The following is a 26854-nucleotide window of genomic DNA, read 5'->3' on the forward strand; positions in this document are numbered from 1 at the left end:
TCAATAGTGAATTAGTGGACTAGTCATTATTTATTTCCTGGTGTTTATTGTGGTAAAACCAAAGAGCTAGGTAAAGAGAGAAAGTATTGAACAACGGCTACTATGTTAAAATAAGATGAAACACTACAAAAGCGCACCAATCATGAAAGTGTTAAAGACATAAAGTACTGATACGACATTTAACAGAAGCCCCCTGTGGCCAACTGTATACGAAAATAAAGGAGCAACGATATGACAATGTTTGATCAACACCCTTTTCTTTCTGAAAACTGGCAAGCTGCCGGCTTTAGTAATTTCTCAATGGTTCAAGAACAAGCCATTCCTCGGATCTTGAACGGAGAAGACTTACTAGTTGAAGCTCCAACCGGCACTGGAAAAACACTTGCTTACCTTTTACCGATTATGCAAATGCTTGATCCAAATAAAAAAAATACACAGGCCATTATTCTTGCTCCTACGCGAGAACTCGCCATGCAGGTTTTTGAAGTTTCTCAACAATTCCTAAAGGGCAGTAACATGACAGCTGCTTCAATGATTGGGGGAGCTGCTATTAAACGACAGTTAGACAAGCTTAAGAAGCACCCCCAGCTTATCGTTGGTACACCCAATAGAATTGCCGAGCTAATTGATATGAAGAAATTGAAAATGAACGAAGTAAGAACCCTTGTAGCTGATGAAGCCGATCAAGTGTTACATCCGTCTACCTTTGAAGATGTCTCCTATATTTGTCAATCTGCGCTTAGAGATTGTCAGCTCCTTTTCTTCTCTGCCACGCTCAGTGATAAAGTGCTTTTGCAGGCAAAGAAACTATCTGATAATCCATCCGTCTTAAGCATCAAAGCTACAGCAGAAGACAAAAAAGCGATTGACCACAGTTACTATGTGACAAATCGACGAGAGAAGCCAGAATTACTGCGGAAGCTAGCTCGTAAAGACGGTGTAAAAGCGCTAGCCTTTGTTAACAACAGTAACTACCTCTCTCGATTGAAAGACATTCTTGCAACTAAGAAAATTTCATTCGATGTATTAGATAGTTCGACAAATAAAACGGAAAGAAAGAATGTATTAAATCGTTTCCGTAATGACCAAATCCAATTGCTTTTAACAACTGACCTTGCTGCAAGAGGACTAGACATCGATAATATTACTCATGTTTTCCACTATGATTTATCTGAAGATGCAAGAACATACCTGCATCGCTCAGGACGGACAGGACGCATGGGGAAAGAGGGTTCAGTTGTCACGCTATTACTCCCTGGTGAAGAAAAGTATCTTGAGAAAATCACCCAAAAGCTAGATCTTGAACTCACTAGAAAGAACGTGCCAAGACCATCTACTACTAAATCTCGTAAGCGTCATTAAGTAAAATACAAAAAGCTGCCTTTCATCGATAATTATTGATGAAAGGCAGCTTTTTGGTTCTATTAATCCCCATTAAACATATCGAAAAGACCTCTTGCCATACTTCCCTCGCCCTTACTTCCACCTGGCGTTTGAGGCATAGCTGCAAATACTCTGCTTGCAAGACGACTAAACGGAAGTGACTGCACCCATACAGTTCCAGGCCCTTTAAGCGTTACAAAAAACAGCCCTTCTCCACCAAATAAAGCTGTCTTTACTCCTTTAACAAACTCGATATTGTAATCCACCTCTCCAGTCATCGCCACTAAACAACCCGTATCTAGACGAAGCGTTTCCCCAATTTGAAGCTCCTTTTTGTGGATCGTTCCTCCAGCATGGACAAAAGCCATACCATCTCCCTCTAGCTTCTGCATGATGAACCCTTCTCCTCCAAAGAAACCAGTGCCTAATTTCTTCTGAAGCTCGATACCTACTGATACGCCTTTTGCTGCAGCTAGAAAAGCATCCTTTTGACAAATAATCTTCTTATCCCATTCACTTAAATCCATGGGGATAATTTTCCCAGGATAAGGTGAAGCAAAAGATACATGCTTTTTCTCTTTTCCTTCATTTGTAAAAGCCGTCATAAACAAACTCTCGCCAGTTAAAACACGCTTACCTGCACTAAATAATTTCCCCATTATCCCGCTTTGTTGACCACTTCCATCGCCAAAAATAGTCTCCATTTCAATATGATCTTCCATCATCATAAGGCTCCCTGCTTCAGCAATAACAGTTTCCCCTGGATCTAGTTCAACTTCTACAAACTGCATATCATCCCCATATAGTTTAAAATCTATTTCGTGGTTGTTCATTCACAGCTCTCCCTTTTATCATTGTGATAGCTATACGTTCTAACATAATGAAAGGTTTCGACTTCCTTACAGTAAAAAACCTGCTCCATAGGGAGACAGGCTTTTCACTCTTTACTTCGTACGGGCCATTTCTTTTTCATCCAGCGGGGATACGCGTTTTACTGTTCGGCAAACTTCTTCTATATCAAATGGTTTAGCAAAATGAGTGATTGCTCCTAGTTTCATAAATTCTTGCACGAGCTGTAATTCACCGTATGCAGTCATAAAAATAACCTGAACTTTTTCATCAAACTTCTTTAACGATTTAAATACTTCTAATCCATCCATACCGGGCATTTTCAAATCGAGGATTACGAGATCAGGACATTCCTGCTTAAAAAGCTCAATTGCCGTCAAACCGTTCGCAGCTTGAAGTGTTTGATACCCTTCTTTCTTAAATAGCTCACCTAATAACACTCGAATGCCATACTGGTCGTCCACAATTAATATCTTCTTCATCGTATGCCCACCTTTTTTGCGATATAGTCTCAGATCATGTGACTTCCTATCATTATTGTGCACCATCTAAAACCGATTGAAAATAACTTCGTCGAAACTAGTCACGAGATTACAAATCTCGCACATTTTCGCCCTATTGAACGTTCATTATTAAGAAATGTAAGCGCATTATAGAAGACGCACGTTCTTTTTTACCATTTTACAACTTTTTACTGAATTTTCGTTTTATTTTATGAGACAGGGGAAGAGTTTACTAGAACAAATTTAGGAGGGTATATTAAACCATGACTGGTCCTACAATCCAGACGATTAAAGAAATTGAGAACAAAGCTATGAAAGATCAGCGAGAGGCTTCAGAAGCAAGAAATGTGGTAAGAGAAGCAACGAAAGTGAATTCAATCCATCCCTCATAGACCATAAGTTAACTATAAAGCAAGAAAAGCAGATAGGCGCATAGGCGCCTATCTGCTTTTCTACATCAATGAAACAACCGCCGTTTGGCGGTTATTCATTATTTATTTTATTTACGCTTGCGATAAGTTCTCTTCAGTTCCATTTCGGCTGCTTCGTCTAACGTTTCAGGGTTGTCTGGATCTCTTTCAAGAGTTCTTTCTACATCACGTTCAATCACATCATCAAACGTTTCAGCACCTTCTGTTTCGACGATTATCTTTTCGACATCGCGATTAACAACTGTAGACATTGGAACTTCCGACTCGTCTAACTCTGCTGCTCGCTTGATTGAATAACCGCTTACTAATGCTTCTTCCTCTGCAGCAGGTGTTTCTTTCTCACCTTTGCGATTCTTCACTTTGTCCACAATGTCATTTGATTTAGTTTTGACGGATTGAGCAAAAGCGCTCGATTTATTTTTCATGTTACCTGATACTTCTACACCTTTATCTTTTGCCTTTGTCACACTATCACTAATATCATTTCTAAGCTCTTTTCCAGCCTTTGGTGCAAGCAGAACACCAGCTGCTGCTCCTACCATACTACCTGCTATGGCCGCTATTGCCGGACCTTTAAACTGACTTTCTGACTTCACTGGATCTGTTCGATCAATACGAATCACTTCTCTAGTTGAGGATGAATATCCTTCTGGTGCTGGCTCACGTTCAACCTTCACCTCATGGTTTGGTTTTGAATCTTTCATCGTTATCCTTCCTCCTTAACAGATTGAATGTTTGATTTCTTAAATCGATACTTTTCCCACATTGTCAGAGCAGTACTTCCCCAATTCGCCGCCTCCGCAGCTTTTCCCTGCTTCGACTCAATACCTTTTTCAACAGAGTGGCTTAGCTTAGAAAAAGAACGTGATAAATTTTGAAGAGAAGCTCCTGTTTCTTTAACTGACTCAAACACTGGTGAGAATTGACCAACCTTTGATTGAACCTCATCAGCAAGTACATTTGTTTTATGCAACATCATTGTGGTTTCTTTCGACAATCCATTGATCTGCCCTTGTAAAGAATCGATCATTTCTGCTGTGTTAGAAAGAGTTTTTTCAGTAGATTTTAACACTTTAATTAAAAATACACTTAATACTGCGAACACGATTGCGATAATAGCTACTGCTACATAAAGAATAATTTCCATTACGATGCCTCCTACTTCTATTTGAATATAATTACCAATACCCTAGAGTAGGAAATATAATCATAAAATTAACGAGCCATAAAATAGCTCAATACTAAAACACTTCTTCAATCGTTATTTTTAGCCTACTAAACAAAGGAAAGTGAGCCTCTTGAGGTGAGAGGCCTTCTAGTAAACTATTGTAAATCGACTCATAATACCACTTTTGCTTTTCTCGACCACGGTTAAACCTCTGCCAAATTTGTTCTCCTACTTGATCATAATCTTGTTTGATTGTCGTTAAGTTGTGAAGTTTATCAGCACAAGTAATTTGTTTTACTGAAAATGGCGCCTGCTTCATCTTTTCAATCGTATGTTCTTTTCTTTTTTCCCATTCTAAATGCTTATCAGGTTCAGAACACGCTGCTACTAAATTCGCCACAACTTGACCAAACTCTTCGTTCAACATCTCATACGTCATTGATGTATCCTCTATCACATCGTGAAGAATTCCTGCTGCAATCGTTTCTTCAGAAGCTCCTGATTCCATTAAATAGAATCCAACTGTTATTGGGTGAGAAAGGTAAGGGAGCGTTGATTCTTTCCTATATTGGCCATCATGAGCCAACGCTGCTATTTCGACTGCTTTCTCAATGATTTTCATATACAATTCCTTCTTTCTGATCACGTTTTAACGGGAATCGCCTTTGATAAGTCACCATTCTCCAAATCCATTCGATTGGTCCATACTTAAATTTAGATAGCCAGACTCTACTGAATCCGATTTGTATAAGGAAAATACAAATTAATAAAAGAACCCCGGTGCTTACTTCTGTTTCTCCATAAAAACCCAATCCATAATTGTAGTAAATAAGCGTACTAACAATAGATTGCATTAAATAATTCGTAAGAGCCATTTTCCCTACCCATTCAAGCGCTTTAAGACTTCTTCCTGAATAATAAATTAACGAGATAGCCGCCATATAAAAGAGTGAAACAAGTGGTCCACCGAGACTATCCTGAAGATGGGAAAAGGCGTAAGATTCAAAAACAAAAGGCGTTAACTTCACCAAGAATCCTAGTGAGCCGATAACTAGTAACTTTTTCACTAATGATAGCTGATTGCGATGCCCATTGAGCCATCCTTCTTTCGCAAAAGCTGCCCCTATTAGAAAATAAGGAAAAATAGAAAATAAAAGAAAAACGCCACTTACTCCTCCATTTACATAATACCAATCGCTTACTCGTTCATTTAAAATCTCAATATAGCTTCCCGAACCATACACCAGAATCGAATTTCTTATCGCTTCTGGGTCATGCGATGTTAAGTCAGCCGTACTAAACGGTAGCAACAAGAGAAAGAATATGACGGCATAAAACAACCATAATCCCAGACCTATTTGCAATAGTCGTTTCCCTTCCATTCGGATAAAGAAAAGTAGCAATAATCCACATAGACTATACGTAAATAGAATATCTCCATGCCAAATGGCAACAAAATGAAAGATTCCAATGATAAATAGGAATAGCAAGCGTCTTAGCATTATAGGAAGAAATCTAGAGCCACGTGATGTTACTCGGTTTTGTAGAATAATAAAACCATACCCAAACAAGAAAGAAAACAACGGGTAGAAACTGGCTTGTGCAAAAAAATCAATGAGGTTCATGAAAAGCTGATTCCATTGATCACCCCAGTAGTTTATTTTATCAACGTACATCCATGGAGAATGAAAATCGACCATGTTAACAAAAAAAATACCAAGCAAAGCAAAACCACGCATGGCATCAATTGATTGAATTCGATCACTTGCACTTGTAGGAATTAGGGCTGCATTCTTCATTTCATTCATCCTTTACTTGAGTCTTTTTCCTCTCAGAAATCGTTCCACATCATCACAGCGTTCTCCTTCTTTTGACTCATCTTATCAGATATTAGAAGGATGACCAGCATGAATTCCTATTCTCAAATAAGACATTTTGAATATAATTCAAGGAAAATCTACCCAGTTTACATCAAACTATTCTATAATAAACACACACACAAATTATGGAAAACTTACTATATAAAACCCTTCGCGCATGCAGATCGTCTTTTGTTTGAAGGGCCGAAGGAGGAAGGCGCAACCTTGGGGAACAAAGAATCAACAGAATATCTTGACCTTACCAATAAGGAAGCGGTCCTTGAAATGATAATGGATGAATACGGTGAAAGTGTTGTTTGGCTTGCTTTCAGTTATTTAAAAGACAAAGAAAAAGCGGAAGATGTTGCACAAGAAGTCTTTATTGCCTGCTATACAAAATTAGATACCTTTAATATGGAAGCCTCACTCAAATCCTGGGTATTAACTATAACTGCGAATAAATGTAAAGACGTACTCAAAAGCTGGTCTTATCGAAATATTGTGTTCGCCCAATCCTTATTAAATACATTTAAACATAGCAACTCTGAACCTGACATGGCCTTAATTGGGTCAGAAGAAAATAAAGAACTTACTACAAATGTCCTTAAACTTCCAGCCAAATATCGAGAAGTCATTTTTCTTCATTACTTTGAGGATTTAAAGGTTCAAGAAATCAGTGATTTGTTATCAATTAAAGAAAATTCGGTTAAAACAAGATTACGTCGTGCCAGGATGCTACTTAAAGAAATGTACTAAGGAGGGTGACAATGGACAAACGATTGAAAGACCTTCGTTCGCGAATGATCGATACAAAAGCTGTCACCTTCGATCATACTCATAAAGATCATATTCGAAGAAGAATTAAGGAAACATCCATTTCTAGATTCAATCTGATAAAATCTCTACAAAACCTTTTTCCTATTGCGCTAACCTACCTTACTCTTCTTTTCCTAGTAGTTAGTACTGGACTATTTGCAGCATCTGAAGTTGGTCTTTTACCTAAGAATAGTTCTGTTAGTGTTAGTGAACATTCTCTTACAAAAGAAATGTTATATGAAAATGTCCTAGCCTCTACAGAAATGATTGATATACAGAAGGATCAGGAAAAAGTTCGCTCTATTGCCCATTCGTACTTAGAAAATCAGCGTAACTGGAAAATCACCAATCATAGCGCTACCTATGGAACTCATTCCACTGTTCTTGTTCAAGGTAAAATCACAGAAGGACATTTTGACAAGATGACTTTTAGTATCTGGATTGAACCAGAAACCGGTCTTCCATTAAACTTTGTGATTCGCAATCAAGAAAGTAGTGTTCTTGAACAATTTAAACTACCTGACGAAACACTCGCCCATGCTGAGCGGCAAAATTAAAGGCTCCCGTTTTAGAACGGGAGCCTTTATTAACTATTTGCATGTGTCATCTAATACTCGGGAAGTATTTAATAGAAATTCCCGATCAAGATCAGGAAGTTCATCGAGATCAATACTTGTTAGTAAGTAGTGATGGAATCGCTGAACATCTGCTTTAATTTCTTTCCGTTGACCATCCGCGGTTAAAATAAGTGCATCAAGTATACCATTTAACATGGATACATCGTCTTTACCGTAGTGTCTAATCTGATAAAAGGCCTTATAAAGATATTGAAAGAAAGGCTTAGGCGTAGTTAATACACGTAAATTTCTCTTATCATCAAAAAACGCTTCCTTAGGTTCATACGTATTGCCAATTTTGGCGAGAATGGTACCAATTCGATTCGTGCAGTTCACAGCCGTGTGAGGATCATTAACAGAGGGAGAAATAGCCCTAAGAGCAATATCAACTAGTTTTTGAATTGAAAATTCTAAGTCTTGGTCATTTATTCTCTCTGTTCCAATTGCAATGATATTTAATATATCACTGGATGAAACCGAAGAAGCATCTTTGGCCCAAATCGTGGCAATCCTAGATCCGTTTTGTACATAGTTTCCTACATCTGCATCTAGTCTTAGTACACTTTCATATTTAGTAGCCAAGTTAACTAGTTTAGCGTAAGGTATTCGCTGAATGTAGCCCATTTTCTCACTGTATATCGGTATTCCAGCCTCTTCTTTTAGCTCTTCTTCTTCCCATCTATCCCACTTTTCAAAAGTTTCACCTTCATGTAATTCACTTTTACTTTCTACAAGGTATAACGATCTGCGGGTGATTTTTTCAATCAGATTGTTGACCTGAACAAAAGTAGCCGAATGATGAATAAACAATACAAAGAACAATAAACACGCAATCGCAAGGATCACTGTTAAGAGAGGCGATAAGATAATCCGACCATCCTTACCAGTTAATAGAAGCATGTTCACAAGGGCAAAGATAAATCCTGCCACAAAAACACCTAGCACGTGCTGTGTAAAGCGGTCAGAAATAAAATCTTGTAACACCCTCGGTGAGAACTGTGAAGAATAAGTTGTCAGCACAACCATAATAGACGAGAATGAAATGGTTGTCATGGTTAATATAGCCGTAATTAACGGAGCATATAGTGCCTGAGCGATTTTCTCCGTAGCTAGAAATAGCTTTGGAATTGTTCCATCCAATTGCGCAATGTACATAATGTCAATCCAAGTACTTAGAGCGACAACTACGATAGATATGGTGCCATATACGACTGGAAGAAACCAGAAGCTGTTGCGTAAATTAATCGATGTCTTAGAATAATTCATGTGTTAAATCCTCTTTCACTATTGTGTCATCTCTTTCTTGTTCCCTCATTCACTTGAGCTAATCCCAATATTTGATGATGGATTAATATCCCAAGCGATAGCCGTGCTTTGTAATATGCCTCAAGCTCTTCTGATGACCCGAATGGTCGCAAAATGAACGCAAACCATGAAGATAACTTTTAATAAATGAACGGTAGAATCCTATATCTATCTTTTCCCCATTCGTGATAAGTTTCTCCAACTGACATATAGAGCATTCTTTCCTCAATCCGGATACGGTATAAGAGAGCCGGGACAATGAGTAGAATGGATAGTAAAATGCCGCCCCACGTGCCTATGTATAATGGAAATCCTATCATGATTAGTAGTAGTCCAGTATATAGAGGATGGCGTAATAAACGATAGGGACCAGAACTAACAAGATCTACTTTGCTTTCTACTACTACATTTCTAGAAAAAAAGCGTCCTAGTTCTTGAATACCCCAATATCTCAATACAATCCCACTTCCATAAAGAAAGAGCCCTAAAACTTGATTAAATATGTTGTTTTGAAATGTGAAAAGATCAACCCCACTAAAATAGAGCGTTCCTATAATCACACCAGAGATCGCTAACAAAATAAAAACAAAGGACCGCTTTTCAGAAGAAGAGGTTTCTGTGTTTTTCTTTCCTCGTTTCATGATAAATTCACTTACCCATAAAACCGAAAGCAGAATGAATAATACATCAATTACACTCATGGCGCTCCCCCTTTATTATACCTTAATCAGCAGTATACCAGACTTCAATCCTTATTGTCTGACATCGATAGTGGCTTTGTATAAAACAGTCACTTTATACAATTCCACAAATGAAAACCCTTACATTAAGCAAAAGTTCTTCACTAGACTTATACAGCTTCGCGAATAAAATGGATATTATTGTAAATAATTCATGTTTTTCACTTCTTATATGGAGTGGTGAGCAAGCCTCTCATCTTCTAAGCGTATGTTAAACGAGTTTAGAGCAAACATCGTCCATATTCTTAGTTATTCTCCACTTATTCGGACTATTTGGGCAAGTCTTGTTGTCAGCACATAAGCGTTTGTTATACTCATAGAGTCAATTGATTAAAGCAATCACACATTTAACGGCAAGTTATATAGGAGTGAAATAATGAATCTAAACGACGAAAAGAAACGAATCGTAATTAAAATCGGAAGCAGCTCTTTAACGAGCAGACTCGGAGACATTAGCCGAAGAAAACTTGAACGACTAGTAGATGACATTGTAATGCTTAAAGATGAAGGACATGAAGTACTTCTAGTATCTTCTGGCGCAGTAGCTGCTGGATATCGCAGACTAGGATGCTTAGAACGTCCAACATCACTTTCAGAAAAACAGGCCGCTGCATCAATCGGTCAGGGACTGTTAATGGAAGCTTACTCAGAACGTTTCATATCTCACGGCTACACTGCTTCACAAATTCTGATTACGCGCAGTGACTTTTCTGATCGCAAAAGATACAACAACGCAAGAAACACTATTAATGTACTTTTAGAACGAGGAATCGTTCCAATTGTTAATGAAAATGATACCGTAACAGTTGAACGTCTAAAATTCGGAGATAATGATACCCTTTCAGCGAAAGTCGCTGCACTTGTGAGTGCCGATCAGCTTATTATTCTTTCTGATATAGATGGACTATATAGTGAAGATCCGAGAAAGAACCCGGATGCTAAACTGTTAGAGCACGTAACTGAAATTACTCCAGAAATCGAAGAATCTGCCGGAGAACCTGGTAGTTCTGTCGGCACTGGTGGCATGAGATCGAAAATTGATGCAGTCAAGATTGCTATGGCATCAGGTACACCTTCTTTCCTTGGAAACGCAACAACTAAAGGAATTATTTATAATGCTGTTCATCAAACAGCAACTGGAACTTACTTTACCCCAGAAGGTCAAACCGAGCTTGATAACAAGAAACAATGGATAGCCTTCAATTCAGGTCCTGAAGGTGAAGTCATCGTGACTGATAAAGCAAGCTCTGAGATTTCTGAACATGAACGGAGTCTTCAACCTGTAGGCGTTCATTATGTACACGGGCACTTTAAGCCAGGGGCAGTTGTGAAACTGACAGACATGGATGGTGAAGAAATAGGTCTGGGTGTTACAAACTATTCTTCCAAGCATTTGAAAATGATTAAAGGACTTCCAACTGAAGAAATTTCTGAGCTTATTGATATTTCAGTGAAAGAAGCCGTTCATATCAATGATTTTGTTTATCACGATCAGCTAGCTATTCCACTCGGTTCATAATAAAAAGAACGATGATTGTGAGGGGTTTTCCCCTTCATCAATCGTTCATTACAGCATTAGGGACAGTTAATTCTAATCTTTTCATTTAGATGAACCTATATTTTAAGATTAGCCTTTTACTGCCCTATACGTCTGAGATAAAATAGAAGAAAAAAATATAGGAGGCGTTTGATGACTACTCTAGATCCGATTAAAGTAAATGTAAAAGAACAAGCAAAGCAAGCACAGGTGGCTTCCAAAGCCCTCTCCTTGCTTACAACTGAGGAAAAAAATCAGGCACTACTGATTATTGCCGATGAGCTCGAAAAAGAAACAGATTATATCCTAAATGAAAACAAGAAAGACCTTGAGCGCGGTAAAGAAAAAGGCTTTACAGAAGCGTTTATGGATCGTTTAAGCTTATCTAAAGAACGCGTAAAAGACTTTGCTAATGGTCTTCGCGAAGTGGCAGAGCTAGAAGATCCGGTTGGAGAAGTCATTTCTGATTGGTCACTTGATAACGGCATGCAAGTCGAACAAGTCCGCGTCCCGCTCGGCGTTATTGGTATGATTTATGAAGCACGTCCAAACGTAACCGTTGATGCGACGGGTCTTGCACTTAAATCAGGAAACGCTATCGTCCTCAAAGGTGGTTCTAACGCTCTTAATTCCAACAAAGGGATTGTTCGCGTAATTCATGAAGCACTTCCAAAAACCAAAATCCCTGTAGACGCGGTTCAACTAATCGCTACAACTGATCGCGAAGCAACGAGTCAACTCTTTACGATGAAAGAACACATTGATGTTCTAATTCCTCGTGGAGGCGGCGCTCTAATTAATACAGTCGTGAACAATGCAACTGTCCCAGTACTAGAGACAGGCGTAGGTAACTGTCATATTTATTTTGATCAGTCAGCTGAAGCTGAGAAGGCAATAAACATCTTGATTAATGCCAAAACAGATCGGCCAGCTGTATGTAATGCAGTTGAAACACTAATCGTTCACAAGAAATGGCTTGAAGAAAATCTGGACGTTCTTGAAAAATCACTAGCTGATCATAACATTAAAGTTCATGGTGATGAGCATATCGTAAACACGTTTAAAGATGCTGTACTTGCTGATGAAGATGACTGGAGTAACGAATACCTTGGTCTTGAAATTGCAATCAAAACAGTCGAAAACACTGAAGAGGCAATTGATCATATTGAAAAGTATGGCACGAAGCATTCTGAAGCGATTATTACAGAAGATGCTAAATCTGCATCCCTATTCCGCAGTCTTGTAGATGCGGCTGCAGTCTATCACAATGCATCCACTCGCTTTACAGACGGCTCTGCTCTAGGCTTTGGGGCGGAAATCGGTATTTCTACCCAAAAACTACATGCTAGAGGACCTATGGGTCTCCCTGCTTTAACAACGATTAAATATTGCATGACAGGTACTGGACAAATCAGATAAACGTACTCTAAACCACCCTTTTCTTTAAAGGGTGGTTTTTCTATGAAGTAGTAGCCATTGAGGATTCTACTATACTGAGCATAACTTTCGTGTAATCTAAGGCTCCCCCTTATAATTACTCCATACACACGATAAAAGAGAGGATGATAATCATGACATATGAAAACTTATATACTTCAGAAGTGCTAGGAAAGATTTCATTAAAAAATCGCTTTATCGTCGCTCCAATGACTAGAATAACGGCAACAGATGACGGTAGCGCAACAACAACAATGCGCAATTATTATGAGCGTTTTGCGAAAGGAGGATTTGGTGCTATCATCACTGAAGGCATCTATACGGATGAAAGATATAGCCAGGGATATTTAAACCAGCCCGGGTTAACAAATAAAAACCACGTTGAGACGTGGAGAAATATCACGTCTTCCGTTCACGAGTTCGGAACTCCAATAATTGCCCAACTGATGCATGCAGGTGGACAAAGTCAAGGGAATGCATATTCAGATGTAACTGTAGCACCTTCTAATATTCCTCCCAAAGGAGAACAGCTTGGCTTTTATGGAGGATCAGGTCACTTTGATAAACCAACACCCCTTTCGATCGACGATATTAAGGAAGTGAGACACTCCTTTATCAGTGCTGCCCGGCATGCAAAAGAAGCTGGATTTGATGGTGTTGAAATTCATGGGGCCAACGGATATCTTCTTGACCAATTCTTAACAGACTATTTAAACCATCGAAACGATGAATATGGTGGATCACTTGAAAACAGGCTGAGACTTCTAGTTGAAGTGATTGAAGATGTTCGAAATGAAGTAGGAGAGGACTTTACAGTTGGCATTCGTATATCTCAAATCAAAGTTGCTGACCCGGCTTATAAATGGCCTGAAGGCGAAAAATCTGCCAAAACCATTTTCTCCATTCTAGAAAAAGAGCTTGATTACATCCACGTCACAGATCCTGATGCAACTCAACCTGCATTTGGAGAGGGAACGAAAACGTTAGCTGCGGCAGCGAAAGCCTTCAGTTCCATTCCAGTGATCGCAAATGGACAGCTAGGTGATCCAGATAAAGCAACTAACCTTATCGGAAGCAAAGAAGGTGATTTTGTTAGCCTTGGTACTAGCGCTCTCGCAAACCCTGACTATCCAAATCGTCTTTCAACCGGAAAAGAGTTAAAACCATTCGATTTCGAAAGTTCTCTTCTTCCGCTTGCTTATATTAAAGAACATGAATTGAAAGAAGAGATCATCAGAAATTAACTCTATAGTCCTCCCTCTCCAAATTGGTGGAAAAGAATAGTATCTACGAGAAAAATGAATAGAAAAAAGCCTACCAAATATTATTGGTAGGCTTTTTTGTTATGATTATTGTTCTTTGATCTTTTTGAATCATTGATCAGCTCAATAAGAGGATTCATTAGATGACACAGGATGTTGATAATGCAATATGGCTGTTAGTAACGCTTTACACTGAGGTAGCGCAAATTGAATGATCTTACCTAGCATAAAAGCAATAATAATACTGCCAATACCAACTGGTCCTCCCAGCATCCACCCGAGGAGTAACACAGTAATCTCGATACCGTTTCTAACCCAATCAATGCGCCAACCTGTTTTTTCAACAACGAGTAACATAATACCATCGCGTGGTCCAGCACCGAGACCAGATGTTACATATAAACCTATACCGTAACCTAGCACAACAACACCGACAATGAATAGGACGGCTTGTGCCAGCAATGTTTCAGGATCTGGTAAAACATATAAGAAGAAATCAATAAATAATCCCAGTAGCAGCATATTTAGAAAGGCCCCCACTTTCGGAAGTGACCTTGTATAAAGTGAAGTGAAGCTTAGTATAATAAACCCAGTTAGAATAGACCAGCTTCCGATCGTTAATCCAAACTGCTTAAATAAGCCATAGTGAAAAACATCCCAGGGACCAATTCCAAATGTTTTTCCTTTAATGGTCATTGCAATCCCTAGACCAAGAACAGCGAGACCTACGAAAAAGAAACTCCACCGAATGATTTTATTTCGCATTGAAAAGCCCCTCTCAAACAATACAATTTCAAACCTTTGAAACTATATCATAAGAAAGAAAACATAAAAACCACCCGGGAAACTAGGTAATGGAGTTGGAAATCACCTTCTATATTATGTAGCTTTCATTAAGGATAAAAAAAACTGCCTGATTTCTTAATCAGGCAGTTATCTTTTATTTAATTAGTCCATTACCGTTACAGTAACTGTTTTACGACCAAAGTCTAGTGCATCTTGTTGGTCGGCCATGAATAGATCAACTCGATTACCTTGGATTGCGCCGCCAGTGTCACCAGCAACTGCTTCTCCGTAACCTTCTACATATACTTTAGAACCTAGTGGGATTACATCAGGGTCAACAGCGATTACTTTTTGATTTGGATTAGCTCTCAAATCAATACCAGTTGCTGTTACACCAGAGCATCCTGTACAGAAAGCAGTGTAAGCTGTTGCTTCCATCTGAATTTCTTGTCCACTTGCCTGTGAAGACTTACTTTCAGTGTTTGATTCTTTTGCAGGCGTGGAATTAGAAGTAGTAGATGTTTGAACTGCTTCCTTATTAGCTGTTTCTTTCGGTGCTGGAGCACTACCACCGTTTAGTACAGACCACGTGTTCTTACCTGCAATACCGTCTACCGATAGACCATTGTCAGCTTGGAACGCACGAACTGCTTGTTCAGTGATAGGACCATAAATTCCGTCTACTGTATAGTTATAATAACCGCCAAGCTCTTCTTGTAGTGCTTGTACCTGGTGACCGTGATCACCTTGAACGAGCGTACGCATAGCTTGTCCATTATTTACGCTTTGCATTGCTGAAAATGTATTTGGACCTGCGATACCATCAACTGAAAGACCGTGCTCTTTTTGGAATTGCTTTACAGCACCTTCAGTAATAGATCCGTAGTATCCTGTAGATTCATCATAGTTGAAATACCCCTTGGCAGACAGTACATCCTGTAACTCGACAACGTCGCCGTGTTTTTCACCATAAGAAAGTGTTTGATCTCCTAGTGCCGCCTCTGAAACTACTGGACTAGCAAACATCATTCCAGCTAGTGCTGTGGATGTAACCACGTTTCTTACAATGTTTTTACGAGCTACCATGTATACATTCCTCCTGAGAGTTTTTAATATTGGTGTTGGTTTGTTTATCTCTCAATCACCCATGTTCCACATGATAACAGGCAAATATAACACAGTGATTTTAGTCCAATAACAAGTCGGTTACATAAATATGACAGATTAATACGGTTTTTATAAACTTTGCACAATATAGTACCTAATACCTATTTACGTCATGTGTTTATTACAATTATGTCAACAAACTAGTAAAAACCCTTATTTTAGGTTCTTCAAAAAGAACAAAATTAAATGAATTCTTTTCAATCATGCTCTTGCATTCCCTTTACAAGGTCTTTTATCCTATCATTTTCATTTCATCATTAACTTTCTTTAATTGAAATGGCGTGTCTAATTCATAAAGCCTTCTGTAGCGGTCACTCGACACGAGCAGCTCATCATGCTTTCCTTCCATTACAATTTCACCTTCATCCATAAACAGAATTTGGTCCATTCTTTTCATTCCAACAAGGTGGTGTGTAACCCAAACAACGGTTTTACCATCAAGAACGTGAAAAATTGTAGAGAGTAATTCCTGTTCCGTTCGAGGATCAAGAGCAACAGTAGGTTCATCCAGAAGGACGATCGGTGCATCTTGCAACAAAATACGAGCTAGTGCAATTCGTTGACGCTCTCCTCCCGAGAATCTCATTCCCGCTTCTTCCATAGAAGTTTGATAGCCTTCAGGTAATGCAACAATAAAGTCATGAAGTTGGACGCTTTTCGCCGCTTCATATACCTCTTCATCTGTAGCAGATGGCTTCCCGAGTCGAAGGTTATTCAATACCGATGTATCAAAAAGATAAGGCTGTTGATTAAGTACACTTAACTGTTGTTTATTCCCATTAGTCAGAGCTGTCTCTAAACCGTTTATAGACACACTACCTTCAGAAGGAGAATAGATTCCTTTCATAAGCTTAAGAAGACTCGTTTTACCAGAACCACTCGGACCAAGAATAGCAAGCTTTGTTCCCTGAGGTATTTCTAGATTGATATTTTTAAGTATCAATTGCCCTTCTTTCGTTTGATAACTAACCTTATTAAAGTTAAGATGACTGTTCTTCCAAACGCTCATATCATCATATTCTTCCTCAGAAGACTTCTCCAATGACAATCCTTTCAATCGATTAATCGAATCTTCATATCCTGGAAGTTCACTCACAGCATCAGAGAGTGGAAGAAAGGCCTCTGTTAATGGAAAGAGAATAAGAACAAATGCGGCAATTAGCGTATGGGAAATCTGTCCATCCATACTCTGATTACCTGTCCAAACAAGCATAGATAAAACAATGATTGCAACAACAAACTGAGCAGCAAAATTTCGATAAGAAACGAAAGCAGACCGACGTCTCTCTTCCCTATAAATCTCCGCATCATCCTTTTCAACATTTTCAATAAACGTTTTCTGATGACCACTAAAGACCCAGTCTCCAATTCCAACCACACCGTCTGTCACCAAGCTGTATTGAGAGCTACGACGACTTTTTAGCTTTGCTACATTTTTACGGGTAACTAATAAGGACACTAAAGGAAAGAGAAAGACGAGAATAAAGCCATAGATGGCCATTAACCCCGTAAATACCCAGGAGAAAGTCCCAAGCATTCCTATTGCGACTGCATATAAAAAGATACCGATCACAGAAGGGAAGATCGTCTTTACGTAAACATCTTGTAAATATTCAATGTCCTCGGCCATCACACCAAGAAGATCTCCTGTTGTTATACTGGCTCCTTCTTTTAAAACTCTCGGTTCAATGGTTTCATATAATCGAGAGCGCATATGTGAAAGAACCTTTAGAATAATATGGTGACCCAGCAACTTCTCACTATATCTTGAAACAGCACGTAATATGCCAAATGTCCTTACCGCAACAATTGGCAAATAGATTAATAGAAGATTTTCCGGTCTAGTGGCAGCTTTAGAAATGAGAAATCCGGATGTAAACATAAGAAAGGCTGCTGAGAAAGCTGTGACTAAACCAAGCAGAATGACAAGCGAGAAGAGCTTTGCATTCTCTTTTAAATAGGGAAGGATCCACCCTTTCTTCTCCATTATGAGACCCCCTCTATTTGCAAACACACCATTTGATAGTAGCTACCTCTTCTAGACATGAGATCTTCATGAGTACCAAACTCAACCACTTTACCCTTTTCAAGCATAAGAATCAGATCCATCTCTCTCATCCAATGCAGACGGTGCGTGGCCATGAAAACAAGTTTATCTTCTAATAAGGGAAGGATCTTTTTCTTTATCTCGTATTCTGTTTCAACATCAAGCTGGGCTGTTGGCTCATCTAGAAGTAGAATGGAGCGATCTTCAAGAAATGCGCGAGCTAACGCAATTCTCTGTGCCTGACCACCACTTAATTCTCTTCCGCCCTCCCCGATCTTTTCGTTTAAACCATTAGGAAGATGATCAAGGACTTTCCTCAAACCAGCTGCCTCTGCTGCGCGTTCGACCGCTTCTAATGAAGCATTTTGATTATAGAAACGGATATTATTTGCTAAAGTATCATGAAAAAGATGAGGGTGCTGCGGGATATAGAATAACTGCTTCTGCCATTCATCATGCTTTAGATGGTTCAATTCCTCCCCATTTATCTCAATAGACCCCTCACATCCTTCAAGAAACCCTCCCAATATGTCAATCAAGGTCGATTTACCAGAACCACTTTCTCCAATGATCCCTATTTTATGCTTTCCTTTTACTGAAAAAGAGACGTTTTGAAGAGCATTTCTTTCATTTCCATAATCTACAGAAAGATTTTGAATCGTTAAAAGATCTTTATCGGACCAATAAGGAATCGCTCCATTTTCTTCTTTAAAACCTGGTGTTTGCATCATATCCAATAACCTTCTTCCTGCTTCTTGTCCATCCAACGTTGCATGATAATCATTTCCTAGTTCACGAACTGGAAGAAAAAATTCAGGAGAAAGAATTAAAATCGTAAGAGCTGGCATTAAAGATATCTCTCCTTCTACAAGGCGCAATCCAAGAAATACAGCTACTGTAGCGATTCCTAACATTGTAAAAAAGTCGAGAGCAAACGAAGAGAGAAAAGCTACTCGAAGCGTACTCATCGTCGATTTCCGATACTTCTCACTCACTTCTTGAATGCTTCTGGCGTGCTTTCCACTTAATCCAAGATACTTCAGCGTTTCAAGTCCACGAAGGGAATCAACAAAATGATTGGATAAAATGCGATGTGTGCTCCACTGCTTATCCGCCTTCTTCTTCGCAGCTAATCCAAGTAAGATCAGAAAGCCAATCAATATTGGTAGAGTGAGACTTAAAGTAATAGCTGATGTCACATCAAGAGTCCAAACATAGATAAGAACAAGCGGAGCGACAATAAGCATGGCCGTTAATTTAGGAATAAATAACTCTAAATAAAGACGGAATTGTTTTGCCCCGTCAATTAATAACGTAACAAGATTGCCAGTTCCCCATTTCGCTGCATAGCGTGGACCTAACGCAAACAATTTTGCAATGGCATCTTTCTTTAAAGAAGCAGCCGTTTGAGCAGCATAACGATCGATTACTTTGGTCATAATCAGCTTAACAAGATGCCTGATGATAAAAGCAGCGAGGAAGAGCGACACAACGAATAAAATTCGTTGCAGTGCTTCTCCATCAAAGAGACTTGTAACTGCTTCTGCAAGCCATTTCGCCTGCAGGATAATCATGGTCCCTTGAATAACGGTTAATAGCGTTAGGATAAACAACACCTTTTTGACGTTTTTTAATTGAAATAGAATTTTCCCCATTAGTAAACCATATCCTTACCGTCTACACGCTTTCTGAAAATATAATAGCTCCAGATTTGATAACCAAGGACAAAAGGAAGAAGCGTGAGCGCCACGATGGTCATCACCTTTAATGAATAGTTTCCAGAAGAAGCATTATAAACGGTTAAATTATAAGCGGCATCGATTGAGCTAATCATTACGCGTGGGAATAACGCTGTAAATATGGTGGAAATCGTTAATGCGATCCCTGCGCCAGTCATTCCAAATGCCCACCCATCACGCTGCTTTTTCAAAAATACGATCGCCAAAGAATAACTGAGTACTATCAGTGCAATAAGCGTTACACTTACAACACCGCGATTGCTGAATAAATCCGTTTCGAAATAAGAAAGTCCAACAAAAGCAACTAATGAAGCCAGAACACCATAAATCACTTTGCTCGCTAATTCTCTCGCACGCTTCTGAAGATCTCCAACAGTTTTCAGAGTGAGAAATACAAGTCCATGTAAGAAACAAAGCATGGTCACTGTTACCCCACCTAATACCGTGTATACATTGACATAATCACTAAAACCCGCATGGATATTCATTTGTTCATCAATTGGCATTCCTCTTAAAATACTTATAAAAAGAACCCCAAATAGAAATGGCGGCATAATACTTCCAACGAATACAACCCAGTCCCACGACTTGATCCACTTAGGGGTATCCACCTTTCCACGAAATTCAAAGGCAACTCCACGAGCGATAAGCGCAAGAAGGACAAACACAAACGGTATATAATAACCGCTGAACATCGTTGCATACCAGTGTGGAAACGCCGCAAATATTGCGCCTCCTCCTGTTAATAACCACACTTCATTCGCATCCCAGAATGGTCCAATCGTGTTAACCATTATTCGCCGCTCTAGCTCATTTCTTCCGAGGAAACGACTGGCCATACCCACACCGAAATCAAACCCTTCGAGAAAGAAAAACCCAACAAACAAAACAGCAACGAGTATAAACCACAGTTCATTAAGTGCGATCATAAATAGGCCCCCTGATCAAACGGATCAACTGCCACTTCTTTGTCCTCATGAGCAGTATGTTCTGATCCCTTTTTAATTTCACGAACGAATAAGTAAACGAGTAAGATAGCGAGAATCGTATAAATCAATGTAAACGATAGAAAAGAGAATAATAATGAGGCCTTTGATACGTTTGGAGAGACAGATGCGGAAGTTGTCATCAATCCAAATACTGTCCACGGCTGCCTTCCGATTTCCGTCATAATCCATCCGGCTGAATTCGCTATAAAAGGAAACGAAATGAGCCACACCATTCCTTTTAAATAAACTTTACTACTCTCAAGCTTTTTGTAGAAATTTAGTAAAAGCCCGAGGAAGGAAGTGAATATCATCAGCATTCCAGCACCAACCATAATGCGAAAGCTCCAGAAAGTAGTTTTAACTGGAGGAATATAATTCCCCTCTCCGTATTTTTCTTCATACTCTTTTTGCAAGGTCTTCATACCCGGTACTTCACCACTGAATTCTTCATAAGCAAGGTAACTAAGTGCATATGGTATGTTAATTTCAAATGAGTTTTCTTGATTTTTGGAGTCAACCAGTGCGAAAGCTGTCCAGGCTGCTGGATCACCACTGTCTTCCCATAACGCTTCACTAGCCGCCATCTTCATTGGCTGTGATTCCATCAAATGCTTCGCCTGGGCATGACCACTAAACGCAACGCCCATACCTGAAATAAATGCCACAATCATGGCAATGTTAAATGACTTTTTAAAAAACGCAACTTCCTGTTTACGGAGAATTTTATAAGCACTCACACCTCCGATAAAGAAAGCACCAGTTGCAAGTGCGCCAAAGATCACGTGGGGAAATTCGACAAATAGCTGAGGGTTCGTAAGAAGCGCGAAGAAATCATTCATCTCTGCTCTTCCGTTTCGCATCACAAACCCTACTGGTTCCTGCATAAATGAATTCGCTGCTAAAATCCACAATGCTGACATCAACGTTCCGAGTGAGACGAGCCAAATACACATTAAATGAAGTTTCTTCGATAACCGCTCCCACCCAAAAATCCATAGACCAATAAACGTTGATTCCATAAAGAAGGCAAGCAACGCTTCAATCGCAAGCGGAGCCCCAAACACATCTCCAACAAATCGAGAATACTCAGACCAGTTCATCCCAAACTGAAATTCCTGGATAATTCCCGTCACAACCCCAACAGCAAAGTTAATGAGAAACAAGTGCCCCCAGAATTTCGCCATTCGTTTATACACTTCTTCTCCTTTCACAACGTATAGCGTCTCCATGACTGCTACTAGAAAGACAAGCCCAATAGACAACGGAACAAACAAAAAGTGAAAAATCGTTGTTGATCCGAATTGTAGTCTTGCTAAAAATAGTTCACTCATACTAAATCCCCCTCAATCCTCTCTAATGACTATTCACACATGCACAAAGTAACAAATACGTAAATAATCACTATTTAGATAAATTCTCCTATGACAAAAGTCTCTTTTAACTTCTTCCTTAGATTACCTCAGACGCTAAAATGAGTGAGCAGATGAATTTGAACGGTTTTTGTCTGTCTTGTGTGCGAATTTCGACAGTTGAATCAGAAAGGAAAAGAAAAGTGAGGGATGTCACAGACTGATGAGAAAAAAGTTTCCATTCGACAAAAAAGAACATTATTCGGGTGGTGACAGGCACTTTTCCTCAATTAACCATTGCTTTAAGCATCGCAAATACGATATATTTGATTTTGTGTTTTTAAAATCAAAAGCGCTTTCAAAGATCACTTAAAGAAGTGAGATCCACGCCACGGTGGATACGATGAAGCTAGAGTTTAACTGGAGGCAAATGTTCAATGAAAATGTACTTATATCCATTGCTTGTTATTATCGGTGCAAGCAGTTACGGAGTTGTTTCAACTATTATTAAATTAGCGATGGGAAGCGGATTTACAGCATCTGAAGCCGTTACGAGCCAATTCTTTATCGGCTTTGTAATTGCAGTACTCATCTTTCTCATCACAAACCGACAAAAGCTAAGTTTCGCTGGAGTTAAAATTCTAATTTTCGCAGGGGTTTTTACAGGCTTAACTAATATTCTCTATGGGCAATCATTAAATTATTTACCAGCCTCTCTGGCTGTCGTACTGCTCTTTCAATTCACATGGATCGGCATGCTGATTTCAAGCATTACGAAACGTCAGCTTCCAACAAGGATGGAAATGCTATCACTTGTTATTTTAATCGGTGGAACGATACCTGCTGCAGGACTTATTGATGCAGATTTATCTAACATCCCTTTTCAAGGCTGGTTATGGGGACTTGGAGCTGCACTTTGTTATTCACTCTTCCTTTATTTTAATGGGAAAGCGAACGCCAAAATGAATACGTCAAATCGATTAGTCATTGTCTCGTTTTTCGCATTCCTGATGTCAGCAGTTTTTCAATCTCCAGAAATCGTTTGGAACGGTACACTGTTCACAGAAGGGCTATGGCTATACGGAATCGCACTAGGCTTATTTGGAATGATCATCCCGGTGTTCCTATTTTCGATTGCCATTCCCAAGGTGGGCTTAGGTAAGTCCTCGATTCTTAGTGCAATTGAACTACCAATCGCTGTCATGGTTTCCGTCATCTTATTAAGTGAAACAGTATCTGTCCTGCAAATAGCGGGTATTGTGATCATTATCATCGGAATGACGCTGCCCACTATATTCAGCGAAAATATAAATCTTACTCGCAGAAAAATAGTCGAACAACATTAGCAAAAACACCTCGTCCAAAAGGATGAGGTGTTTTCGTATAGTAGCTTAGTAATCTATTTAAACTCCATTGGTCCAACATTCATTTCAAACGAACCATCTTGGTACAAAAGCGGTGATCGCTCCGTACCGCTTTTCGAATATTTCTCAACATGACTAACGCTCATATCAAGCGGATCAGTAAAATCAATCTTAGCAATAGCTACCCAATAAGCAAAGTTATTCTTTTCAAATAGAGGAGAGGTCACTTTTTGCCCCATTTGATTATCAACAACTGCCTTTGCCTTCATAGACTTAAAACTTCCAATTCCATTTGATATCGCACTATACGCTGAAAACAGCACGTATTTTAGCTCAGACGGTTTATGTACAACCACCGTTTCCTTCCCTGCTCCCTGTGCATCACCATCTAACGTAATATACGGTTCTTTATGAGCATGTCCTGGTGTTCGATAATATACTTTTCCTTCTGTTCCGTCTTTAAGGACGTAAAAACAATAAAGATCCAGATCTTTTTTACTTTTCCATTCTAGCGTAGCGACTACTTTCTCGGACTTACGAATGGAGATCGCTTCTTTTTTCTTCAAAGTGACTGTTAGAGGGACAACCGCTTCTTGTGAAGACTGAACGGGCTGGCTTTGAATAGGATCTGGCTGCTTACGATTATCTTTGTTACTTTCAACCTCAATGCCAAAATTCTCACACAGCGCTGCGAGTCCGCCGAAGAAACCACTACCTACCGCATTAAACTTCCAATCTCCGTTATGTAAATATAACTCGCCTACAACGATGGCCGTCTCTTTCGTTAATTTTTCACCAAATGTAAATGAAACGAGGTTCTCTCCAGTAGATTTGTCTGCAATACGAAGTGATAATGAGGAAACTTGACCAAAATTCTGGCCTCTTTCTTCCCCCTCGTGGATCGTGAGTGTAAAAGCAACTTTCTGAATACCAGGCGACATCTTCTGTAAAGAAATGTGTGTTTCATTCTGATTATCCCCCTGCTTTAACTGTTTCACACTTTGGTCAATACTTACCGGCTGCCCATAAAATATGAAACTCTCATCGCCACTACATTTGCCTGTTTCATTTAATAGGTATGCAGCGGCGTCTACTTCAATTGTTTGATAATCGTTTTGCCATTCTATTATTATATTAAGATCCGATACGCTTCTCCCTTTTGTAATAGGTACTTTTTGACCTCTACTTATGTTCATTCATTCTCCCCCTGCTCGATTAACTGTTTAGTTACATCAATTTAAAATCTTTTTCATAATAAATGTCTAACTCTAAATACAACTTACCATTTACCGGTTCAATTTAATTCCAATCCGCTAATTTATTCAAAAATGAGTATTTAGTCTGTATAGCAACTTGTGAAAGTCATAGCAATCAGGGGTTACAACACATCCCTACATTTTTAAATTCATAGGATTCACACTCGAAAATTCCATATCTTATATTATTCATCCATATTTTACATTTTAATGTTTATTAAATGGAAATTAAGGGGTATTATGTCATAGTATATAAGTTACATTTTTTGCCGATGTGTGTATTAAACCTATCAAGTTATTACAAATTATGCTAATTATATATAAGAAAGACTGATGCAGTTCTGTAGGAATAATGCACACATTACTAATTTAAGAGGAGTGATTTTGAATGGCAGGTCAAATTCGCGTAACACCGGAAGAACTTATTACGATGTCTCAACGCTATCAAACAGAAGAAAGTAAAGTAGAGGAACAAATTGGTAATTTAGACAAAATGATTGCTGAGTTAGAAGGTATGTGGGAAGGTGCTGCAAGCCAAGCTTTTAGTGATCAATATCAGTCTCTTCGTCCATCTTTCGTAGACATGCAACGTCTCCTCGCTGATATCTCAACACAACTAGCAAGCACTGCGAAATCTCTTGAAGATGCTGACGCACAAATTGCTAATCAAATTCGCGGATAAGCGATAAAGAATTGATCGGGAGCGCTTAGGCGCTCCTTCCTTATGAGGTGAACTATATGTACATTGAAGTAACGGTCGATCTCCATCATTACAAAAAAGGTCGCTTTATTGACCTCAGACTATCAAACTATCATTCAGTCAAGAAACTCATTGAAATAGTGTGCCAAACGGAACAAATCCAAACTCCTCCAGATCAAACGGGGTGGGTTAGGCTAGTGAATAAGCATAAGGTAGTAGCCGCTAATGAGAGATTAATTGATGCTGGGATTATGACAGGAGATCGAATTGAAATACTTTGAAGGAGATCACAACCATGTCGAATCAAGTGAAACCCTATCTTGAAACACAAATAGATGCAAAAATTATTAGCGAAAAAGATGTCATTACCTTTCTGTTTCAGAAAGAGAAAATCAAATTCGATGAATTGTCAGAAGTTCATTTCCTAAGCGAGATCCATACCGGGATCCCGAAAACAATTGAAATGAATGAGGATGAGGTAAGCATCCAGCACAAACTTTCACCTTCCATTATCGCTCTTCCAGCGAAGCTTAAGGAAATGACTGAAAGCGATCGTCTCACAAGTGCCTATCAACTGGTGCAAAAAGTAAAGGACCACCGCTACAAGCGTCTTAACTTAATTATTTGTCCAGATAATCTTGTGCTGGATCAGGGATTGACGCCACATTTTTTACATTTCGGCGTAAAGGAAAGTCTTCCCCCTTATGAGGAAGATCCTGAACGTATTCTTGATGAAACACGAGCAACAGTTGCAGCTATGATGAATCCAGAGCAATCATTTGAACAATACCTACATTATTCTGACACGCTCACACTGTCATCTGAACTAAAACAAGTGCTTCAAGCCAAAACACTTCATGAGCTTCAGCCAATCATTCATTCACAAATTGAACACTTACATACGAAAGAATCTGAATTCATTAAAGTGAATAAAAAGAAGTGGAAAACAAGTCGTTATTTCCTTCTTGGCGTATCTATTTGCTTACTACCAGCTTTACTCTACTCTCTTTACTCTTTGTTTCTTCTCCAACCAAAGCAGGAGAATATCGTCCAGGCACAGGAGAACTTTTTAACGAATGAGTATAGTGAGGTTGTGAACTCGCTTCAATCTTATGACATTGACGACATTCCAAAAGTGACGCAATATCAGCTAGCCCTCTCCTATATCATCAATGAATCTCTAACAGATGAACAAAAAGAAAGTGTGCGTAATACGATCTCCCTTCAATCTGACCCAAGGTATTATAAGTATTGGATTCATATTGGACGCGGAGAAGCGGAACAAGCACTTGAAATCGCACGTTATTTAGAAGATCGCGACTTATTAATGTATGGCATTTTGAAGCGCAAGGAACAGGTTAAAGCTGATTCAGATCTGGAAAGCGAGAAAAAGCAGCAGATGATCAATGAGTTAGAGCAAGAATTTGAAGAATACGAAAGAGAAATAGAAGAGCAGCAGCAAGAAGAGGAAGAAGCCCAGCAGGAAACAACAAATGAAGAGAAGCAACAAGGTGACCAGAAAAAAGAAGAAAAATAGATCGGAGGTGAAA

Annotated in this window: 26 protein-coding genes; 11 read left to right on the top strand and 15 right to left on the bottom strand. The window is 39.1% G+C overall.

All coding sequences use genetic code 11. The features are described from left to right. The first annotated feature begins 231 nt into the window (after nt 1-231). Nucleotides 232-1362: a DEAD/DEAH box helicase gene (locus AC0VYJ_RS16700; RefSeq protein ID WP_430241863.1), complete on the top strand. Its 1131-nt coding sequence runs from the start codon at nt 232-234 to the stop codon at nt 1360-1362. A 62-nt stretch (nt 1363-1424) separates the two neighbouring features. On the opposite strand, the gene AC0VYJ_RS16705 is transcribed toward AC0VYJ_RS16700, so the two are convergent. Together AC0VYJ_RS16705 and AC0VYJ_RS16710 are read right to left on the bottom strand one after the other, a co-directional pair. After that, nucleotides 1425-2216, bottom strand: coding sequence for a TIGR00266 family protein (locus AC0VYJ_RS16705; RefSeq protein WP_430241861.1), 792 nt, complete (start codon nt 2214-2216; stop codon nt 1425-1427). Nucleotides 2217-2327: 111 nt separating this feature from the next. Continuing rightward, on the bottom strand, nt 2328-2714 hold the full coding sequence (locus AC0VYJ_RS16710; RefSeq protein ID WP_430241859.1) for a response regulator: 387 nt from the start codon (nt 2712-2714) through the stop codon (nt 2328-2330). A gap of 284 nt (nt 2715-2998) precedes the next feature. On the opposite strand from AC0VYJ_RS16710, the gene AC0VYJ_RS16715 reads away from it, so the two are divergent. Further along, nucleotides 2999-3127: a hypothetical protein gene (locus AC0VYJ_RS16715; RefSeq protein WP_430241858.1), complete on the top strand. Its 129-nt coding sequence runs from the start codon at nt 2999-3001 to the stop codon at nt 3125-3127. Nucleotides 3128-3234: 107 nt separating this feature from the next. Here the strand turns inward: AC0VYJ_RS16715 and AC0VYJ_RS16720 are convergent, their stop codons facing one another. The 4 genes from AC0VYJ_RS16720 to AC0VYJ_RS16735 form a co-directional block, all read right to left on the bottom strand. Further along, a complete protein-coding gene (locus tag AC0VYJ_RS16720; protein ID WP_475365665.1) occupies nt 3235-3870 on the bottom strand; it encodes a YtxH domain-containing protein in 636 nt (211 codons plus the stop codon). A 2-nt stretch (nt 3871-3872) separates the two neighbouring features. Continuing rightward, a complete protein-coding gene (locus AC0VYJ_RS16725) occupies nt 3873-4313 on the bottom strand; it encodes a DUF948 domain-containing protein (protein ID WP_475365666.1) in 441 nt (146 codons plus the stop codon). A 94-nt stretch (nt 4314-4407) separates the two neighbouring features. After that, nucleotides 4408-4956: an HD domain-containing protein gene (locus AC0VYJ_RS16730; RefSeq protein ID WP_430241853.1), complete on the bottom strand. Its 549-nt coding sequence runs from the start codon at nt 4954-4956 to the stop codon at nt 4408-4410. Next, a complete protein-coding gene (locus tag AC0VYJ_RS16735; RefSeq protein ID WP_430241851.1) occupies nt 4943-6133 on the bottom strand; it encodes a DUF418 domain-containing protein in 1191 nt (396 codons plus the stop codon). Before AC0VYJ_RS16735 ends, AC0VYJ_RS16730 begins: the two co-directional genes overlap by 14 nt. Nucleotides 6134-6418: 285 nt before the next feature. Here AC0VYJ_RS16735 and AC0VYJ_RS16740 point away from each other — a divergent pair, with 285 nt between their 5' ends. Continuing rightward, a complete protein-coding gene (locus AC0VYJ_RS16740; protein WP_475365667.1) occupies nt 6419-6949 on the top strand; it encodes a sigma-70 family RNA polymerase sigma factor in 531 nt (176 codons plus the stop codon). Nucleotides 6950-6960: 11 nt separating this feature from the next. Next, on the top strand, nt 6961-7566 hold the full coding sequence (locus AC0VYJ_RS16745; RefSeq protein ID WP_475365668.1) for a hypothetical protein: 606 nt from the start codon (nt 6961-6963) through the stop codon (nt 7564-7566). A gap of 33 nt (nt 7567-7599) precedes the next feature. Here the strand turns inward: AC0VYJ_RS16745 and AC0VYJ_RS16750 are convergent, their stop codons facing one another. Together AC0VYJ_RS16750 and AC0VYJ_RS16755 are read right to left on the bottom strand one after the other, a co-directional pair. Continuing rightward, nucleotides 7600-8892, bottom strand: coding sequence for a DUF2254 domain-containing protein (locus AC0VYJ_RS16750; protein ID WP_475365669.1), 1293 nt, complete (start codon nt 8890-8892; stop codon nt 7600-7602). Nucleotides 8893-9071: 179 nt separating this feature from the next. Then, nucleotides 9072-9632: a methyltransferase family protein gene (locus AC0VYJ_RS16755; RefSeq protein ID WP_475365670.1), complete on the bottom strand. Its 561-nt coding sequence runs from the start codon at nt 9630-9632 to the stop codon at nt 9072-9074. Nucleotides 9633-10047: 415 nt separating this feature from the next. Here AC0VYJ_RS16755 and proB point away from each other — a divergent pair, with 415 nt between their 5' ends. The 3 genes from proB to AC0VYJ_RS16770 all read left to right on the top strand — a co-directional run bounded on the left by proB (nt 10048) and on the right by AC0VYJ_RS16770 (nt 13889). Continuing rightward, nucleotides 10048-11190: a glutamate 5-kinase gene (gene proB, locus AC0VYJ_RS16760; RefSeq protein WP_194219151.1), complete on the top strand. Its 1143-nt coding sequence runs from the start codon at nt 10048-10050 to the stop codon at nt 11188-11190. 171 nt (nt 11191-11361) lie between these two features. Beyond that, complete coding sequence (locus AC0VYJ_RS16765; RefSeq protein WP_430241839.1) at nt 11362-12627, top strand: glutamate-5-semialdehyde dehydrogenase; 1266 nt, start codon at nt 11362-11364, stop codon at nt 12625-12627. Nucleotides 12628-12779: 152 nt separating this feature from the next. Further along, entirely contained in the window at nt 12780-13889 is a 1110-nt protein-coding gene (locus AC0VYJ_RS16770; protein WP_475365671.1) for an oxidoreductase, read from the top strand. A 141-nt stretch (nt 13890-14030) separates the two neighbouring features. Here AC0VYJ_RS16770 and AC0VYJ_RS16775 read toward each other — a convergent pair whose 3' ends face one another. From AC0VYJ_RS16775 to AC0VYJ_RS16800, 6 genes are all read right to left on the bottom strand, one after another. Beyond that, entirely contained in the window at nt 14031-14672 is a 642-nt protein-coding gene (locus AC0VYJ_RS16775) for a YczE/YyaS/YitT family protein (protein WP_475365672.1), read from the bottom strand. A 183-nt stretch (nt 14673-14855) separates the two neighbouring features. After that, complete coding sequence (locus AC0VYJ_RS16780; protein WP_303535378.1) at nt 14856-15779, bottom strand: peptidoglycan-binding protein; 924 nt, start codon at nt 15777-15779, stop codon at nt 14856-14858. A 313-nt stretch (nt 15780-16092) separates the two neighbouring features. Beyond that, entirely contained in the window at nt 16093-17847 is a 1755-nt protein-coding gene (gene cydC, locus AC0VYJ_RS16785; protein WP_475365673.1) for a thiol reductant ABC exporter subunit CydC, read from the bottom strand. Next, nucleotides 17847-19562 carry a thiol reductant ABC exporter subunit CydD gene (gene cydD / locus AC0VYJ_RS16790; protein ID WP_475365674.1) on the bottom strand — a complete coding sequence of 572 codons (1716 nt, stop codon included), beginning with the start codon at nt 19560-19562 and terminating at the stop codon, nt 17847-17849. The genes cydC and cydD overlap by 1 nt, the downstream gene beginning before the upstream one ends. Next, nucleotides 19562-20575, bottom strand: coding sequence for a cytochrome d ubiquinol oxidase subunit II (gene cydB / locus AC0VYJ_RS16795; protein WP_475365675.1), 1014 nt, complete (start codon nt 20573-20575; stop codon nt 19562-19564). Before cydB ends, cydD begins: the two co-directional genes overlap by 1 nt. Next, nucleotides 20572-21966, bottom strand: a complete 1395-nt coding sequence (locus tag AC0VYJ_RS16800; protein ID WP_283153808.1) for a cytochrome ubiquinol oxidase subunit I — start codon at nt 21964-21966, stop codon at nt 20572-20574. The genes cydB and AC0VYJ_RS16800 overlap by 4 nt, the downstream gene beginning before the upstream one ends. Before the next feature lie 461 nt (nt 21967-22427). Between AC0VYJ_RS16800 and AC0VYJ_RS16805 the strand changes: the two genes are divergently transcribed. Further along, nucleotides 22428-23330 carry an EamA family transporter gene (locus tag AC0VYJ_RS16805; RefSeq protein WP_475367508.1) on the top strand — a complete coding sequence of 301 codons (903 nt, stop codon included), beginning with the start codon at nt 22428-22430 and terminating at the stop codon, nt 23328-23330. A gap of 53 nt (nt 23331-23383) precedes the next feature. On the opposite strand, the gene AC0VYJ_RS16810 is transcribed toward AC0VYJ_RS16805, so the two are convergent. Beyond that, nucleotides 23384-24544, bottom strand: coding sequence for a TerD family protein (locus AC0VYJ_RS16810; RefSeq protein WP_475365676.1), 1161 nt, complete (start codon nt 24542-24544; stop codon nt 23384-23386). A gap of 448 nt (nt 24545-24992) precedes the next feature. On the opposite strand from AC0VYJ_RS16810, the gene AC0VYJ_RS16815 reads away from it, so the two are divergent. The 3 genes from AC0VYJ_RS16815 to essB are packed head-to-tail and all read left to right on the top strand — an operon-like array spanning nt 24993 to nt 26841. After that, a complete protein-coding gene (locus AC0VYJ_RS16815) occupies nt 24993-25286 on the top strand; it encodes a WXG100 family type VII secretion target (RefSeq protein WP_194219140.1) in 294 nt (97 codons plus the stop codon). A 56-nt stretch (nt 25287-25342) separates the two neighbouring features. Then, entirely contained in the window at nt 25343-25585 is a 243-nt protein-coding gene (gene yukD, locus AC0VYJ_RS16820; protein WP_194219139.1) for an ESX secretion system protein YukD, read from the top strand. A gap of 14 nt (nt 25586-25599) precedes the next feature. After that, the gene (gene essB, locus AC0VYJ_RS16825; protein ID WP_475365677.1) at nt 25600-26841 is read left to right on the top strand and encodes a type VII secretion protein EssB; all 1242 of its coding nucleotides are present in this window, start codon (nt 25600-25602) and stop codon (nt 26839-26841) included. Nucleotides 26842-26854: the final 13 nt, after the last annotated feature.

It is taken from the genome of Anaerobacillus sp. 63XJN7_5_ISO-PGPR-S23-430, assembly GCF_056173695.1.